Origin of the sequence: Amycolatopsis sp. NPDC004625 (assembly GCF_040609695.1) — a bacterium.
GTDB lineage: Bacteria > Actinomycetota > Actinomycetes > Mycobacteriales > Pseudonocardiaceae > Amycolatopsis.
Map to the genome: position 1 here is coordinate 41,860 of NZ_JBEXKX010000004.1, position 16,328 is coordinate 58,187.

Sequence of the window (16,328 nt, forward strand, 5' to 3'; positions counted from 1 at the left end):
CTCACGTGCGGGCGAGATCCGCTCGCCAGGCCGCCGTCGAGCGGTCGGCCGGGACGATCAGCGGCCAGACGTCCGCGCCCAGGAAGCCGGTCTCGTCGGTCACCCTGGTCGCGGTGCACGTGTGGCGCGGCAAACCGGCCTGAGCAGACAAAGCGGCCACTGCGTCCTTTGTGGACTTTCCGAACACTCCGTCCGTCGGTACGCCGAAGCCGGACGCGCGCAGGAACTGCTGCGCCAGCTGCACGGTGCGACCCGTGTCGCCCGGTTTCACCAGCGGCCACTCGGCTTCGGAACGCGTCACCGCGACACCCAGGACGCGGCCGACGGCCGTCCGCAGTTCCGGCAGCCGGTTGTAGAGCACCTGGCCGGGGCACTCGGTCGAGTTGAAGTCGCGGTGCCCCTTGATGAACTCCGGCGCGATGCCGTACTGGTGCGCGATGTAGGCGACCAGCGAGACCAGCGAGTTCCACAGCGCCGCCGGCACGTCCACCGTGCTGTACAGGCCCTCGTTCTCGATGCCGATGACCTCGCTGTTGTGGTTGCCGACGTTCGCGCCCTGGACGTGCTGGGTGCCGCCGCGCAGGATTTCCAGGCTGCGGTGCCTGCCCTCGGTGACGAAGCCGCCGCGGCTGTTCGTGAACTGCTGGCCGCTGTCGATCCAGCCGTTCTTGTCCATGTGCAGGTCCTGGATGAACCGCGAGACGTAGAACGCGCGCGCCAGCGAGAAGTCGTTGTTCATCGGCGGGTCGACCGCGTGGTGCACGACGATGTAGGTCGGCTTGTGGTTCTCCACCACGATCGGCCCGGCGGCGGGCCGGGCGCCCCACTCGGCGCAGCCGTGGATCGTCGGTGCCGGCACGGCCGCGCCGGCCGTCCCCGTGGTCGTCATCCCCAGTGCGCCGGCCGCGGTCGCGGTCACCCCCGCTTTGAAGAGGGTCCGGCGGTCAACAGTGACCATGGGTGAAACGGTAACTCCGGAACGCGCCGATGACAACTATTGACCAACTTTGGTCGCAGTGCGTCAGTGCTCCCCCGGTAGGGCGAACAGGCCGTCGCCGGTCTGCTCCAGCAGGCCGTCGACCAGCAGGGAGTCCAGGCAGCGGTCGCGCTGGCCGCCGTCGTGCCACACCTGGTCGAGGCGGGCCTTCTCGACCGGGCCTTCGCTGCCGCGCAGCACGTCGAGCAGCCGCCCGCGGACCTGCCGGTCGGTGCCGGCGAACTTCTGGACCGGCTTGGCCGGCCCGGTGTACTCGGGCCGCCCGGCGAGCTGCCACGCGCATTCGCCGTAGATCGGGCAGTCCGCGCACCTGGGTGCGCGTGCGGTGCAGATCAGGGCGCCGAGCTCCATGATCGCCGCGGAAAACTTCGCCGCGGGCGCGTCTTCGGCCGGCAACAGCGCTTCGACGTCGTTCATGTCCCGGGTGTTCGACGCGGGCCCGGCGTCCCCGGCCCCGTGCACCGCCCGCGCGACGACCCGCCGCACGTTCGTGTCGACCACCGGCGCCCGCCGCCCGTAGGCGAACGCGGCGACGGCCCGAGCGGTGTAGGCGCCGATCCCGGGCAGCGCGAGCAGCGTGTCCACATCGGACGGAACGACGTCCCCGTGTTCCTTCGCGATCACCCCAGCGGCCTCGTGCAGCCGCAGCGCCCGGCGGGGGTAGCCGAGCTTCCCCCACGCCCGCACGACCTCGCCCTGCGCCGACGCGGCGAGCGCCGACGGCACGGGCCAGCGCGCCATCCACTCGTGCCAGATCGGCTGCACGCGGGCGACCGGCGTCTGCTGCAGCATGATTTCGCTGACCAGGACGCCCCAGGCCGAGCAGGTGGGCTCGCGCCACGGAAGATCCCGGCCGTGCGCGGAGAACCAGTCGATCAGTACGTCAGCGTCCACAGCCACGCGGGGAGGCTACTTCGCGTACTTCGCCAGGTCGCGAGCGACCTCGTCCGGCGACGGCATGGCGGCGATTTCCGCGGCGATCGCGCGGGCCGCCTCACGGCAGGCGAACGCCTTCCTGGCCTGTTCGGCGACGGCGTCGGCGCTCAGTTCGCCGGGCAGGAGGCGCACCGCGGCTCCCGCGGCGAGCAGGGCCTCGGCGTTGGCGAACTGGTCGGCGCCCTGCGGCAGGACGAGCTGCGGGACGCCGGCGGCGAGCGCGCCCAGCGTGGTGCCGCTGCCGCCGTGGTGGACGACCAGGTCCGCCCGCGCGATCGCCGCTGCCTGCGGTACCCAGGCGTGGGCCGTCACGTGGGCCGGCTGCGGCCCGAGCGACACCCCGCCGGTGGCCACCACGACGGGCGTGCCGAGCGTGGCCAAGCCCTCGATCGCCGTTTCGAGCACCTCCGCGGTGCCGAAGGCGGTGCCGAGCGTCAGGTAGATCAGCGGCCCCCGGAAGCCGCCCGGCTCGGCGAAGGGCACCGGACGCAGGGCGACGCGCTCGGCGGTCGCGAGGAAGCCCGCGTCCTGCAGCGACGGCGGGCAGATGTCGAGGTGCACGCCACTGGCGGGACGGTCGAACCCGATGCCGTCGGGGATCATCCGGCCGAAGCCGTGCCAGAGGGCCGGGATCCCGGCGCGCCGGGCGGCCACGGCCACCTCGGGGACGCCCCACCCGTGCACGACCAGGTCCGGCCGCAGCCGCTCCAGGTCCGGTTCGAGGTCCTCGGCGTAGATCTCGTAGAACGAGTCCGCGGGCCGGAACGGGTTCAACCCCCGCAGCGACTCGTGGACGTGCTCACCGGCGGCGAAGTGCACGTCGTGCCCGACGTCCCGCGCCGCGACCGCGAGCGGGACCATCGGGTACGTGTGGCCGGCCGACGCCAGCGCGGCGAAGAGGACCCGCAAGACCTACTCGACCTCGGTGAGCTTCCCGGTCTTCACGTCGTAGACGAACCCGCGCACGTTCTCCGTGTGCGGCAGGTACGCGCTGCGCCGCACCCGCTCCACCGACGTGCGGACGCTGTTCTCGACGTTGCGGAACGCCTCGACCGACCACGTCGGCCGCAGGCCCGTTTCGCTCTCGAGCTCGTCCTTGAAGTCGTCCTCGGTCACCATCGACAGGCCGCACTCGGTGTGCTGGACGATCAGCACTTCGCGGGTGCCGAGCTTGCGCTGCGACAGCGCCAGGGAGCGGATCATGTCGTCGGTGACGACGCCGCCGGCGTTGCGGAGGACGTGCGACTCGCCCTGCAGCAGGCCGAACAGCTCGAACACCCGGATCCGGGCGTCCATGCAGGTCAGGATGGCCACCTGCAGCGACGGCTTGGGGGACGACCGGTCACCCGGCGTCACCTCGCCGAGCTCCTGGTTGCGCTTGAGCAGTACGTCGATCGAGGTCATCGGTCACCTTCCGGCCAGTGGCCCCGCGGCGCGGGATAACCACTCCATTTGACCGGGTGACTACCCCGCTGAGCAATGCGCTAAGAGCAATGTCACGGGGTTACCCGCCGAACCACGGCTCCTCGACCGTCCGCGGCGGCGCCGACGTCCGGCCCACGCGCAGCTCGGTCGGCAGGGTGATCACCTTCGGCGCGCTCCGCTCGCCCGAGCTGAGCAGCAGCCGTCCGGCCGTCTTGCCCTTCTCCAGCACCGGCTGGTGGACCGTGGTGAGCCCGATCCGCTCGGCTTCGGCGATGCCGTCGAAGCCGGTGACCGTCAGGTCCTGCGGCACCCGCAGCCCGCGCCGCTCGGCCTCGGCCATCGCGCCCAGCGCGAGGATGTCGGAGGTGCAGATCACCGCCGTGATCTGCGGGTACGCGTCCAGCAGCTGCCGCGCCGCCGAAGCGCCGTCGTCCACCGTGTGGTCGAACCGCTCGACCACCGGGACACCCGCCCAGTCGACGCCCGCCGCCGAGAACGCGACGGCGAGTGCTTCCAGCCGGGTGCGCTGGACGTGGAAGTGCGCGCCGCTCTGCCGCGTCGCCGAGACGAAGTCGTCGTTGCGCTCGCGGGCCAGCCGCATGCAGATCACGCCGACCTGCCGGTGGCCGAGCGACACGAGGTGTTCGGCGATCTTGCCGACGGCGGCGGCGTCATCCGGGCCGACGCGGTCGATGCCCTCGAGGCTCGGCTGGTCGATGATCACCGTCGGCACCGGCCGCTCCAGCACGGCGGCCAGGTGCGGGTCGTCGTCGGGCACCGAATAGACGACGAAGCCGTCGACGCCCGCGCGGTGCACCGCGGCGACGTCTTCGCGGCCCGGGCTGGCCGGCACCAGGTGCAGGCCGACGCCGGCGTCTTCGCAGGCCAGCGCCAGTCCTTCGAGCACGCCGACGGCGGCGGGGTCGCGGAAGGCGTAGGAGAGGTTCTCGGTGAGCAGCAGCCCGACCGCGCCCGCCTTGCGCGTGCGCAGCGAGCGGGCGACCGGGTCGGGGCCGGGGTAGCCGAGCCGCCGCGCGGTCTCGAGGACGCGGCGGCGCAGTTCCGGGGACAGCTGGTCCGGCCGGTTGTAGGCGTTGGACACCGTGGTCCTGGACACACCGAGCTCCGCCGCGAGCGACGCCAGCGTCGCTTGCCTCCGGGTGCGAATAGGACGGCCCATCAGCAAACCGTAACGGTTCAGATCGAATTCATGAAGAGACACCCCGCGTGGTCGATGTCTCGATCCGCATGCACGAAGACGCATACACCAAAGCGGGATCGGATGGCCAGGAAGTCATCCGGATGGGGTAAGGTGAATCTGACAACGGTTTCCATTAGCGTCTCGAGTGTCACCCAGGAGAGTTGCCCGATGAGTTCCCGCCGCACCACGAGCGTGCTCGCCGCCGCTTCGGCCCTGTCCGTCTTCGCCTTGGCCGCGTGCTCCGGTGGCACTTCCGACGGCGGCGGTGCGCAGGCCGGCGGCGACGGCAAGATCAAGGTCGTCGCCTCGACGGACGTCTGGGGCAGCGTGGCCGGCGCCGTCGGCGGGGACAAGGTCGAGGTCAAGTCGGTCATCCACGACCCGTCGGCCGACCCGCACTCGTACGAGACGACGGCGGACGACGCGCTCGCCGCGAAGGGCGCGCAGCTGCTGCTGTCCAACGGCGGCGGCTACGACGAGTTCTTCGGCAAGCTCAGCGACCAGGCCGGGGACGCGAAGAAGCTCGTCGCCTACGACATCGCCGCGACCGGCGACGAGAACGAGCACGTCTGGTACGACCTGCCGGGTGTCGACAAGGTCGCCGACCAGCTCGCGGTGCAGCTCGGCGAGCTGCAGCCGGCGTCGAAGCAGCTCTTCGCCGACAACGCGAAGGCGTTCAAGGCCAAGGTCGACGCGCTCGAGAAGCGGCTCGGCGAGCTCGGCGCCACCCACCCGGGTACGAAGGTCGTCGTCACCGAGCCGGTCGCGCACTACCTGCTCCGGAGCGCGAAGCTGACGGACGCGACGCCCAAGGCGTTCTCCGACGCCGTCGAGAACGACACCGACGTCCCGGCCGGTGCGGTCAACGAGTACCAGCAGCTCATCGCCACGAAACAGGTCAAGGCGCTGATCAACAACGCTCAGACGGTGACCCCGCTGACCCAGGGCGTCGTCGCGCAGGCGAAGGCCGCCGGGATCGGCGTGGTCGACGTGACCGAAACGCTGCCCGCGGGTGTGACGGACTACATTGGCTGGATGACCGGGGAAGTCGACGAGCTGGCTGGGGCGTTGAAGTAGCCATGGCACTCGTATCCGACGACGTCCGCCCCGCGGTCCGGGTCCGCGGCGCGGGCCTGGCGTTCGGCCCCCGCACCCTCTGGTCCGGGCTGGACCTCGTGGTCGAGCCGGGGGAGTTCCTCGCCGTGCTCGGCCCGAACGGCTCCGGCAAGAGCAGCTTCCTCAAGGCGCTGCTCGGCATGCAGGAGCTCTCGGCGGGCTCGGTGGAGATCGCCGGCGGCCGCCCGGGCGGCGCGAACCGCAAGGTCGGCTACATCCCGCAGCAGCGCGCGATCGACGAGTCGCTGACGCTGCGCGGCGTCGACCTCGTCGGCCTCGGCCTCGACGGCCACCGCTGGGGACCGGGCCTGTTCGGCATGGCGGCCCGGCGCTGGCGCGTCACCGAAGCGATCGAAGCCGTGGGGGCCACGCGGTACGCGAAGCAGCCCGTCGGCCGGCTGTCCGGCGGTGAACAGCAGCGGCTGCGGGTGGCGCAGGCCCTGGTCGGCGACCCCGAGGTGCTGCTGTGCGACGAGCCGCTGCTCTCGCTCGACCTCGCCCACCAGCGCGCGATCAGCGAGCTGATCGACGCCCGCCGCCGCGACGCCGGGACGGCCGTGCTCTTCGTGACGCACGAGATCAACCCCGTGCTGCCGTTCGTCGACCGGGTGTTGTACCTGGTCAACGGCCAGTTCCGGGTCGGCAAGCCGGACGAGGTGATGACGACGGAGACGTTGTCGCAGCTGTACGGCACCCGGGTCGAGGTGCTCGAGGTCGGCGGCCAGATCCACATCGCGGGCGCGCAGAGCGCGTTGTGCGAGGAGGAGCCGCACCACCACGAACACGACGTCGAAGAGCAAGTGGGCTGAGCCGTGGAGCTGTTCGACTTCGGCAAGACCTGGGAGCTGATCACCCAGCTCGAGGGCGTCCAGACGGCGTTGCTGGCGGCCGCGATCCTCGGCCTGGTGGCCGGCGTGATGGGCCCGCTGATCGTGATGCGGCGGATGTCGTTCGCGGTGCACGGCACGTCGGAGCTGGCGTTCACCGGCGGCGCGGCGGCCCTGCTGCTCGGCATCGGCGTCGAGTACGGCGCCCTGATCGGCGCGGTCGTGGCGGCGCTGCTGCTCGGCATCCTGGGCGCGCGCGACGCCGACCGCGACTCCGTGATCGGCGTGATCCTCTCGTTCGGCCTCGGCATGGGCGTGCTGTTCCTGTCCTTCTACAAAGGACGGTCCGGGAACAAGTTCGGCATCCTGACCGGCCAGATCATCACGATCGACTCGACGAACCTGACGTTGTTCGTGGTGTCGTCGGCGGTGGTGCTGGCGGTGCTGGCGCTGGTCTACCGGCCGCTGCTGTTCGCGTCGGTGGACCGGAACGTGGCCGTGGCGCGCGGGGTCCCGGTGAAGACCCTGACGGTGGTGTTCGCGCTGCTGGTGGGGGTCTCGACGGCGCTGAGCGTCAAGGTGGTCGGCTCGCTGCTGGTGGTGGCGCTGATGGTGACGCCGGCGGCCGCGGCGGCCCGCGTGACGGCGTCCCCGTGGAAGGCCACCGTGCTGTCGATCGTGTTCGCCGAGGTGTCGGCCATCGGCGGCATCCTGCTGTCGCTGGCCCCCGGCCTGCCGGTGAGCGCGTTCGTGACGGCGATTTCGTTCCTGATCTACGTGGTCTGCCGCGTCCTGGCCTGGCAGCGCGACCGCCGGACGCGCGTGCGCCCGGTGGAACCGGCCCTCGTCGCGGCGGCCTAACCCAGCATCAGCAGGACCTGCAGCTCGCCGACGAGCCCGCCGATCACCGCGCCGACGGCGATCAGCTTCCACTCGTCCTGGCGGAACGCCGGGCGCAGCAGGCCTTCGAACTCCAGCGGCGTGAGAGCCAGCATCCGCTGCTCGATCACCTTCGCGACGTCCATCGCCTCGGTCAGGTACCCCTCGGCGTGGCGCGCGGTGTCCGGAAGCTGCTCCAGGGCCTTGCGGGCCGCCGCGTGCTTCATCTCCTTCAGCCGGGTGCCGCCGACGGTCCAGGCCAGCGGCACCTGCGCGTCGACCGCTTCCGACACCAGGTGCTCGACGCGGGCGGCCAGGCGGTCCGCGCGGGGGCCGCGCAGGATCGCGTCCAGCAGGTTCCGGACGGTCAGGACCTCGGTCGCGATCAGCTCGCCGTACTGCCGCGCCACCTCGGCCCGCCGCCGCTGGAACTTGCCCTGGAAGATCACCCGGCCGACGCGCACCGGCTCGCGCGGGACGAAGATCAGCTTGATCGCCAGCCAGTCGGTGCACAGCCCGATGACGCCGCCGAAGGCCGGCAGCACCCACGGCTCGCGGGTGAACGCCCACACGATCGTCTGGACGAGCCCCAGCCCGAAGCCGAAGTAGATGCCCATCCGGGCGATGAACGCCATCTCGGGCCGGGACGTCTCCCGGATCAGCCGGACCAGCAGCTTCTTGTCGCGCGTCAGCCGCTGGACGGTCATGTGCTGGACGTCGAGGACCTCGTCGAGGTTCTCGCGGACGTCGTCGAGGAACTCCCGGACCAGCCGCGGCGCCGAGGCCTGGACCTGCTTGATCAGCAGCTCCTGGGCCAGCGCCGGCATGACCTCCCACAGCCGCGGGTGGTACTCGGCCAGCACCTCGCGGGCGGTTTGGTCGACCGCGCGCAGCAGCGGCTGCTCCAGCTCGCTGGTGATGATGACCGGGTCGATCCGCTCGAGGACCTCGCGGAGGTCGAGCAGGTTGGCCGTCAGCAGCTCGGTGGCGACCGCGGCCATCCGCCCGCCGTGCTTCGGCACGACGCCCTGCCAGCCGAGCAGCGGCGGGATGCCGACGAATTCGAGGGGCCGGAACATCATCTCGATGGCCACGCGCTTGGTGACGTACCCGATCAGCGCCGCGATGAACGGCATCGCCGCGTAGAGCGGCCAGTGCAGCGCGAGGTCGTGCAGGACCGCGTCCAAGCCGACCTCCTCACGCCGAGATCGAAACCGTACCGGCTACCCGAGCAGGGCGAGCACCTGCAGTTCCCCGACGAGCCCGCCGATCACCGCGCCGACGGCGATCAGCTTCCACTCGTCCTGCCGGAAGGCCGGCCGCAGCAGCTGCTCGAACTCCAGCGCGCTCAGCTTCCGCATCCGCTCGACGATCGTGTTGCGCACGTCGAGGGCGTTGACCGCGTAGTTCTCGGCGTGCCGGATGGTCTCCGGGACGCGCTCCGCGGCCTTCGCGGCGGCCGTCTGCTTCATCTCCTGGAACTTCTTCGTGCCGACGGCCATGGCCACGAACGGCTTGACGACGCTCGCCTGCGCGTCGATCGTCTTCTGCACCTCGCGGGTGATCAGCGCGAACAGCCGGTCGGACTTCGGGCCCCGCAGCACGGCTTCGAGGAGGTTCGGGATGGTGATGATTTCGCGCGCGATCATGTCGCCGTAGTCGGCGGCGACCTGGTCGCGGCGCTTCTGGAAGACGCCCTGCCAGGTGTAGAGGCCGAAGAACCGGCGCGGCTCGCGCGGCAGGAAGATCATCTTCAGGGCCAGCCAGTCGGTGAGCCAGCCGATGCCGAGGCCGAACAGCGGCAGCACGATCGGCGACTTCGTCAGCGCCCAGACGACCAGCTGCACGCAGCCCAGGACGAACCCGAAGCCGATGCCGGAGCGGGCGATGAACCGCATTTCGGGCCGGGAGATATCCCGGATCAGGCGGTTGAGCAGGGCCTTGTCGCGGACGAGGTTGGTCACGACCATGTGCTTGAGGTCGAGGACGTCCTCGATGTTGTCCGCGATCTCCCGCATGATCTTGGTGATCGCCTTCGGCGCCTCGGCCTGGACGCGCCTGAGCAGCAGCTGCTGGGCGCTGTTCGGCAGCACCTCCCACAGCCGCGGCTGGTAGGTCTCCATCACCTCGCGGGTGACGTCCTCGACCACCCGCAGCAGCGGCTCTTCGATCTCCTTCGCCACCTGCGCCGGGTCGAGCCGGGCGAAGATCTCCTTCGGGTCGACGAGGTTGGTGGTCAGCATCTCGGTGGCGGTGGCCGCCATCCGCTCGGCGTTCGCCGGCAGCACGCCCTGCCAGCCGAACGGTTTGACGCCGGCGAACTCCAGGGGCCGGAACATCATCTCGATGGCGACGCGCTTGGTGACGTAGCCGATCAGGGCCGCGATGAACGGCATGGTGACGTACACCTGCCAGTGCGTGCCGAAGTCCACGCGGCGCACGTTAGCGGCTCGGGCCCGACCAGCGCGGAATGCCATGCGTCACGAGGGGTTACCGAAATCGTGATGCATCCTTTTGGCGGTACGTCTTCACGGGCTCTTGCTCATTAAGGTGGCCCGATGGTCGCGCCTGAGAAGCCCCAGTCCGCCCCGAAGACCGCCCAGTTCGCCGTGGGTGTCCGCGGCTACAACCAGCGTCAGGTCGACGAACGCCTCGCCGAGCTGAACAAGGACCTGCGCGAGACGTCCCGCAGCCGCGACGAAGCCGTCGCGACGTCCGCGGACCTCACCAAGGCCCTCGCGTACGCGCAGAAGGAGCTGGCCGAGACGAAGGCCGCCCTGGCGAGGATGAGCTCGAGCCCGTCGGGCGCGGGTGCGATGGCCGAGCGCGTCCGGATGATGATGCAGCTCGCCGAGGAGGAGATCGCGGACCTGCGGTCGGCGGCGGAGGCGGACGCGGCCTCGACCCGGGACCAGGCGGACAAGTACGCGCACGAGACCCGCCGCACGGCCGACAAGCTGGCGAAGGACGCGGAGGAGGAGCGGGCGCGGCTGCGGTCGGAGGCGAAGAACGAGATCGAGAAGCTGAACGCGGCGGCGGGGGCGAAGCGGGTCGAGCAGGCGGCGGCGGCCGAGCGGGCGCGCAAGGAAGCGGACGCGAAGGCGGAGGCCGCGGCGGCTTCGGTGCGGGAGGAAGCGGACCGGAAGGCCGCGGAGGAGCTGGGGCGGCGGAAGAAGGAGTTCGAGGCGGAGTTCGCCCGGAAGAAGGCTGAGACGGAGTCGGCGTTGGAGTCGGCTCGGTCGCAGCAGGGTGAGGCGGACAAGGCCCGGAAGCTGGCGTTCGATCTGCGGGCGAAGGTGGCTGAGCGGATTGCGGCCACGGACGAGGCTGTCAAGGAGGCCATGAAGCTGCTGGCGCCGGTGGAATCGGACTCTCCTTCGCCTTCGCCTTCGCCTTCGCCTTCGCCGGAGAAGGTCGGCGGTCCGGTGAGCGGGGATCGCAAGCCGACTCCCGCTCCCGCTCCTGCTTCGGCGAAGGGGTAGTCATCCCCCGGGTGGGGAGGTAGCCCGGCACTCGGGGTGGCTGGCAGTCTTCAGGTGCCTGATCACCCACGAGACGGGACCTGCGCATGATCCTCGAGACCGAGCGGGCCGCCGTCTGTGCCTATGCGCGGCGGATGGTGGGGGATGGCCTCGTCGTCGGGACCTCCGGGAACGTCTCCGTGCGGGGTGGGGACCTCGTTGCCGTCACGCCGACCGGGGTGGCCTACTCCAGTCTCACGCCGGCCGACATTCCCGTTGTCGATCTCGGGGGTGCCGTGGTCGATGGGGTGCTCAAGCCGACCAGTGAACTGCCCATGCACCTGTCCGTGTACTGGGACGTGCGTGACCCGGACGGGGAACCCGTGACCGCCGTCGTGCACACGCACGCGCCGCACGCCACCGCCGTGTCCACCCTCGTTCGTGAGGTTCCGCCGATCCACTACGTCCTGGCCACCATCGGGCCCTCGGTGCGGGTCGCGCGGTACGCCACCTACGGCACCCCTGAGCTCGCCGCCGCCGTGCTCGAGGCGCTCGACGGGCGCCGGGGCTGTCTCATGGCCAACCACGGCACCCTCACCTACGGCGACGGCCTCGAGGCCGCCTACCACCGGGCCCAGCAGCTCGAGTGGGCCTGCCGGGTGTGGCTGCTCGCGCAGGGGGCCGGGCGGCCCAGCCTGCTGCCGCCGCCCGAGGTGGCCAATGTCGTCGATCGGCTGCGGGGGTACGGGCAGGGCTGAACCGGCCCGGGCCCGGTCAGGACGCCAGCGCGTCGACGGCGTGCACCGCGTCCAGCAGCTCGGCGACCGTCGGGTCGTCGACCGCCTCCTTGATGCACCGCCACAGCTGGAGGTTCGCCGTCGCCCAGCGTGAATACGTCGCCGCCGCCTCCGGGTTGTAGAAGTAGAACCCTTCGTCGTGGACGTCGCACTGCTCGCCGACGATCTTGTGGGCCAGCTCGCGCAGGCTCAGCCCGTTCTCGCGCAGGTACTTGTGGGCCAGCACCACCGGTGTCACCGGCAGCGCCTTGAACAACGTGTCCGCGTCGCTCAAGGCTTGCGCCTCCAGCGAAATGTCGCGGCCGCGCGTGGCCATTTCCGCTTCGTCGACGATCTCGTCGATCCACCGCGCGATCCGCGGTGGGACGCCGCATTCGGCGAGGATTTCCAGCCGCAGGCTCCGGCCCGCGGCGGCGGGCGAGTTCCGGAGCACCAGGTAGTTGACGTCGTGCACCAGCGCGGCGATCTCCACCACCGCGGCGTCCGCGCCGTTGTGCCGGGCGAAACCGGCCGCCTTCGCACGGACGAAACTGACGTGGTGCCAGCCGTGGAACGGCAGCCGCTCGGCGTACTGCCGGCAGAGCCGGTGGACCCGTTCCGCAACGGCACCGACGATCACGTGGTCGATCGTGCTTTCCTGCGTGCGCATACACCTCTCCCATCCCGGCCGTGGTGTTCAGACGGGTGGAGTAATGGTAAGCGCCTTTGACGCCGGTGTGTAGCTAGATGCGGTCGGCCAGTTCCCCCAATCGGACCTCGACCGGAACGTGACGATGGCCGATTCCGCCGGCCGGGTCGAAAGACAGGCTGAAACTGCTCACCGGCCGTGATTTCACGAGGAAAGTCATCGTTCCGGTGGCGGCTTCGGGGATCCGGTGGAATTCGTGGGCCAGCATGGTGGCGCGGGCCCCGGCCTCGCACAACGTCCGGCGCCGCAGCCGCGCCGACGTGATCAGCCCGGTGCCGGCGTCGATCGTCGTTTCGTATCGTTCGTGGAGGTAGTTGCCGCGGAGGATCGTGGTGCAGAAGTGGTACCTGTGGTTGTGCACGGAATCCGCGTACCCTTCCCGCCAGTCCGGCTGCGCCTTGTATTCGTGCAGCCAAAAGGAAAACGGGTCGGCCGGCGAATCGAGCAGGCACCAGGCGAAATGGGTGGTCGTTTCCCGGGACGAGCGCAGCACCTTGGTGGCCTGCGCACCGGACAGCGCGCGCAGCTGCGTGCGCAGCTCCTCCCGCAGCCCGGCCTGGGCGGCCCACGGCCGGAACCAGCCGTCGACCGCGCGCCAGTCCGCGGCGAGCGGGAACCCGGCCGTGCGCAGGCGCGTGGCCAGTTCGGAAAGGGGGGACAGACGGGTGAGCAAGGTCAGCTCCCTAGCTCGGCGACTGCGGAGAACTCCGCGCGGAAGGCGTGGAACTTGCCCTCCAGCTCGCGGAACTGCTCCTCGGACAACGGGGATCCGGTGATCTTCTCGAACAGCGCCAGGAAATCCGTCCGCGTCGTCGCGGACGTGATGCGGAAGTGGCGGCCGGTCCGGGACTGCGAGACGCGCAGGAACTCGGCGCGTTCCATGTTGTAGAGGAAGGAACCTTCGGTGAACCGCAGGGACCGCGGGTACAGCTTGGTGGCGCCGCGGACGTCGCTGTAGAGCGACACCCACACGCTGTCGTCGAACATCTCGAGCCGGTCCAGCGGCGGGTCGGCGACCACGGTGATGTCGACCTGCGCGCAGTGGCTGCGCGCCAGGAAGAGGCCGACGAGGCCGATCCGGATCTCTTCGTCGAGCCGGCTCTGGATCTGTTCGGAGTCGACGTCGCCGGCTTCGCGGCGCAGCAGGTAGCGGGCGCGCCCGCTGATCGCGCTGGCGTCGCGCGGATCCGCGATGACGGCCCGCAGTTCCCGTTCGGTGCGGGAAAGCAACAGGCGGGCGGCCGCGTGCCGCCCGGAGAAGCCGCGGAAGAAGTACTGCCGCGTCGCGTCGAGGTCGGCCATCAGCGCGCGGTTGAACGCCGGATCGGGATCGGTCGTCGCCTCGAACACGTCGGTGGGGAAGAACTCCTTGTTCAGCGCCCGGTATTCGGCGCTGAGGTCTTCGAGGGCGCGCCTGCTCTCCTCGATCACCGGCGTCACGAGCGCCTTCTGCGAGGCGCTGGCGGTGATCAGCGTCTGGCCGAAGCCGACGATCGCGGAGATCAGGGTGCCGGTGCCCAGCGAAGTCACCAGGTTCTTCCCGGTGCCGGCGTCCATCAGGCCGGCGATCCACAGGCTCAGCCCGGCGACCACGACGAGCACCGTGAGGAGCAGGCTCGTCCTGGTCCAGAAGATCTCCTGGAGTGGGGTACGGCGGAGGCGTCCGCCAGCCGCGGCCACGTGCTTCACCTCCCTCGAACCACCCGAACGGACGTACGCACAAAGTGTCTGTTCGAGCGCGGGGAGTTACTCTACGCGCCTGGCGGGGTCGGGGAAATAAGAAGTTCGGGGGACAAAGCTGACGGACAGACGTCACTCTCGGCAATAATTCACCGGCTCCCCGGCTTTTCCGAAAATAACGGAAAACCATGATCAAAGCGTGGCCGGCAGGCCCTTTTCGTACCAGCCGGCGCCGGGTTCGGCGGTCATCAGGAAATCCACCACGACCGCGGCCGGCGCCGGGTGGATCTGCGGGTGGTCGCGCTCGCCGCGGGCCGCGTCGACCGGCCAGGCGAGTTTTTCCGCGTCGAGCGAAAACTCCCCGCCGGCGCCCGTGCGGTTGCCGCGGGCGTCGAGCCGGGACCACCTGCCGTGCAGGTACACGGCATTCAGCCCGTGCAGCGCGGACAGCTCCTGGTAGCAGAACCCGGCCGGAATCCCTTGTGCCCTAAGCAAAGCGGCGAGCAGGTGTGCCTTCGCGTGGCAGATCCCGACGCGCTCGCGCAGGACGTCCGACGCGCGCCAGGTGACGTGCGGGTCCCCGGCATCGATGACGTGTTCGACTTCGTCGCGCACGAAGAGGAACGCGGCTTCGGCGCGTGCGGTGGGGTTGTCGTCCGCGGGGTGGAGGGTGGCGATCAGGGCGTGGATCGACGGGTGGTCGTGGTCGATCACGGCGTCCGCGGTGAGGTAGTCACTGAGCCGATCGGACGTGGGGAACGGGGTGGGACTCATCCGGGCATCCTGACGGATTGGGCCATCCGGGCGAGAGTGGTTTTCGGTGGCCGACACGCTCTGCGCATGACGGCTACGGAACGTAAAGGTGTCGTGGCTCAGAACTGGTAGTACAGGAACGGGCTGAAAGTTCCGGTCGCGATCAGGATGGCCGCGTAGATGAGGCCGACCGTCATCACCCCGATGCGCAGGGCCGTGGCCGGGCGGCTTCTCGACGACTCCAGCAGGGGGCCCGTGACCGGGTGGGCCGGCAGCAGGAACACCGCCAGGGCGGCCAGGAGCAGGATCATGCGCTGGTTCGTCAGGGCCTGGTCCACTCCGGTTCCCAGGCCCTCGAAGTCCGGGATCAGCATGTGGCCGATCATCGACAACGCGTGGCCCAGGTCCTGGGAGCGGAAGAACACCCAGCCGAACACCACCAGGAGCAGTGTCAGGGCCCGGCGCAGGTGGCGCTTCCACGGTGTCGCCGGGTTCAGGTCCAGGGCGAACCTGCGCTCGATCACCAGCAACGCTCCGTGGTAGCAGCCCCACACCAGGAACGTCCACTGGGCTCCGTGCCAGAAACCCGTCAGCACGAACACGATGCACAGGTTGCGGTACGTCTTCGCGGCTCCGTGCCGGTTGCCGCCCAGGGGGATGTACACGTAGTCGCGGAACCAGCGGCTCAGGCTCATGTGCCAGCGGCGCCAGAACTCCGTGATCGTCACCGAGGAATACGGTCTGGCGAAGTTCTCCGGCAACCGGAAGCCCAGCATGCGGCCCAGGCCGATCGCCATGTCCGAATAACCCGAGAAGTCGAAGAACAGCTGGAGCGTGTAGCCCACCGCGCCCAGCCACGCCGTCGTGAACGTCATCTGGTCCGGCGGGACCTTGAAACACGCCTCCACCAACGGGCTCAGGGAGTCCGCGATGATCGTTTTCTTGCACAGGCCCAGTGCGAACCTCGGGAAGCCGGCCGCGATGTCGTCCAGGCGGTGGGACCGCAGCTGGGGTAGCTGGTCGGCGATCTCCCGGTACCTGACGATCGGGCCCGCCACCAGCTGGGGGAACATCGCGATGTACGCCGCGAACGACACCGGGTTGCGCAGGGCCTGGCGCTCGCCCCGGTAGATGTCCACCACGTACGAGATGTGGTGGAACGTGTAGAACGAGATGCCGATCGGGACCACCAGGCTCGCCACCGGCACGCTTCCGCCGAACCAGTGGGCCACCGCCGCGATCTGCTGGGTGGCGAAACCCGCGTACTTCCAGATCAGCAGCACCGCCACGTCCAGCGACACCACCGCGATCAGGATGCGGCGCCGCCGGACGCCGTTGACGTCCCAGGGGCTCGGGGCCAGCAGCGGGCCCGCCAGGAAGTTCACCACCATGCAGCCCAGCAGCAGGAACACGAAGCCGCCGGCGCCGATCGTGTAGAACAGCAGGCTGCCCACCGCGATGATGCCGTTGCGCCACGTCCGCGGGCACACCAGCACGGCGATGAGCACCGCCGGCATGAAGTACCACAGGAAGAGCGGCGAAACGAACGACATCGGGTCCCCTCGGTT

At 70.0% G+C, this 16,328-nt stretch carries 17 protein-coding genes; 5 read left to right on the forward strand and 12 right to left on the reverse strand.

What is annotated here, in order from left to right:
* Position 1: 1 nt before the first annotated feature.
* From ABZW17_RS05595 to ABZW17_RS05615, 5 genes are all read right to left on the reverse strand, one after another.
* The gene (locus tag ABZW17_RS05595) at positions 2-958 is read right to left on the reverse strand and encodes an N-acetylmuramoyl-L-alanine amidase (protein ID WP_354809985.1); all 957 of its coding nucleotides are present in this window, start codon (positions 956-958) and stop codon (positions 2-4) included.
* Between the two features lie 63 nt (positions 959-1,021).
* Positions 1,022-1,897, reverse strand: a complete 876-nt coding sequence (locus ABZW17_RS05600; protein ID WP_354809987.1) for an A/G-specific adenine glycosylase — start codon at positions 1,895-1,897, stop codon at positions 1,022-1,024.
* A gap of 9 nt (positions 1,898-1,906) precedes the next feature.
* The gene (locus ABZW17_RS05605) at positions 1,907-2,842 is read right to left on the reverse strand and encodes a nucleotide disphospho-sugar-binding domain-containing protein (RefSeq protein WP_354809989.1); all 936 of its coding nucleotides are present in this window, start codon (positions 2,840-2,842) and stop codon (positions 1,907-1,909) included.
* A 3-nt stretch (positions 2,843-2,845) separates the two neighbouring features.
* Positions 2,846-3,337, reverse strand: a complete 492-nt coding sequence (locus ABZW17_RS05610; RefSeq protein ID WP_354809991.1) for a carbonic anhydrase — start codon at positions 3,335-3,337, stop codon at positions 2,846-2,848.
* Between the two features lie 100 nt (positions 3,338-3,437).
* Entirely contained in the window at positions 3,438-4,538 is a 1,101-nt protein-coding gene (locus ABZW17_RS05615) for a LacI family DNA-binding transcriptional regulator (RefSeq protein WP_033261626.1), read from the reverse strand.
* Between the two features lie 189 nt (positions 4,539-4,727).
* Here ABZW17_RS05615 and ABZW17_RS05620 point away from each other — a divergent pair, with 189 nt between their 5' ends.
* The 3 genes from ABZW17_RS05620 to ABZW17_RS05630 are packed head-to-tail and all read left to right on the forward strand — an operon-like array spanning position 4,728 to position 7,363.
* On the forward strand, positions 4,728-5,636 hold the full coding sequence (locus ABZW17_RS05620) for a zinc ABC transporter substrate-binding protein (protein WP_354809994.1): 909 nt from the start codon (positions 4,728-4,730) through the stop codon (positions 5,634-5,636).
* A gap of 2 nt (positions 5,637-5,638) precedes the next feature.
* Complete coding sequence (locus tag ABZW17_RS05625; protein ID WP_354809996.1) at positions 5,639-6,484, forward strand: metal ABC transporter ATP-binding protein; 846 nt, start codon at positions 5,639-5,641, stop codon at positions 6,482-6,484.
* Positions 6,485-6,487: 3 nt separating this feature from the next.
* Complete coding sequence (locus ABZW17_RS05630; protein ID WP_354809998.1) at positions 6,488-7,363, forward strand: metal ABC transporter permease; 876 nt, start codon at positions 6,488-6,490, stop codon at positions 7,361-7,363.
* Here the strand turns inward: ABZW17_RS05630 and ABZW17_RS05635 are convergent.
* Positions 7,360-8,568, reverse strand: coding sequence for a DUF445 domain-containing protein (locus tag ABZW17_RS05635; RefSeq protein ID WP_354810000.1), 1,209 nt, complete (start codon positions 8,566-8,568; stop codon positions 7,360-7,362). The genes ABZW17_RS05630 and ABZW17_RS05635 overlap by 4 nt on opposite strands.
* A 36-nt stretch (positions 8,569-8,604) precedes the next feature.
* Entirely contained in the window at positions 8,605-9,777 is a 1,173-nt protein-coding gene (locus tag ABZW17_RS05640; RefSeq protein ID WP_354810533.1) for a DUF445 family protein, read from the reverse strand.
* 162 nt (positions 9,778-9,939) lie between these two features.
* On the opposite strand from ABZW17_RS05640, the gene ABZW17_RS05645 reads away from it, so the two are divergent.
* Both ABZW17_RS05645 and ABZW17_RS05650 read left to right on the forward strand, forming a co-directional pair.
* Positions 9,940-10,863, forward strand: a complete 924-nt coding sequence (locus ABZW17_RS05645; protein ID WP_354810002.1) for a hypothetical protein — start codon at positions 9,940-9,942, stop codon at positions 10,861-10,863.
* An 86-nt stretch (positions 10,864-10,949) separates the two neighbouring features.
* Complete coding sequence (locus ABZW17_RS05650; RefSeq protein WP_354810004.1) at positions 10,950-11,600, forward strand: class II aldolase/adducin family protein; 651 nt, start codon at positions 10,950-10,952, stop codon at positions 11,598-11,600.
* A 16-nt stretch (positions 11,601-11,616) separates the two neighbouring features.
* Here the strand turns inward: ABZW17_RS05650 and ABZW17_RS05655 are convergent, their stop codons facing one another.
* From ABZW17_RS05655 to ABZW17_RS05675, 5 genes are all read right to left on the reverse strand, one after another.
* On the reverse strand, positions 11,617-12,288 hold the full coding sequence (locus ABZW17_RS05655; RefSeq protein ID WP_354810006.1) for an HD family phosphohydrolase: 672 nt from the start codon (positions 12,286-12,288) through the stop codon (positions 11,617-11,619).
* A gap of 73 nt (positions 12,289-12,361) precedes the next feature.
* The gene (locus tag ABZW17_RS05660) at positions 12,362-13,000 is read right to left on the reverse strand and encodes a hypothetical protein (RefSeq protein WP_354810008.1); all 639 of its coding nucleotides are present in this window, start codon (positions 12,998-13,000) and stop codon (positions 12,362-12,364) included.
* A 2-nt stretch (positions 13,001-13,002) separates the two neighbouring features.
* Entirely contained in the window at positions 13,003-14,016 is a 1,014-nt protein-coding gene (locus tag ABZW17_RS05665; RefSeq protein WP_354810010.1) for a hypothetical protein, read from the reverse strand.
* Between the two features lie 183 nt (positions 14,017-14,199).
* Complete coding sequence (locus tag ABZW17_RS05670; RefSeq protein WP_354810012.1) at positions 14,200-14,781, reverse strand: transglutaminase family protein; 582 nt, start codon at positions 14,779-14,781, stop codon at positions 14,200-14,202.
* A 98-nt stretch (positions 14,782-14,879) separates the two neighbouring features.
* The gene (locus ABZW17_RS05675) at positions 14,880-16,313 is read right to left on the reverse strand and encodes an MBOAT family protein (protein WP_354810014.1); all 1,434 of its coding nucleotides are present in this window, start codon (positions 16,311-16,313) and stop codon (positions 14,880-14,882) included.
* Between the last annotated feature and the right edge of the window lie 15 nt (positions 16,314-16,328).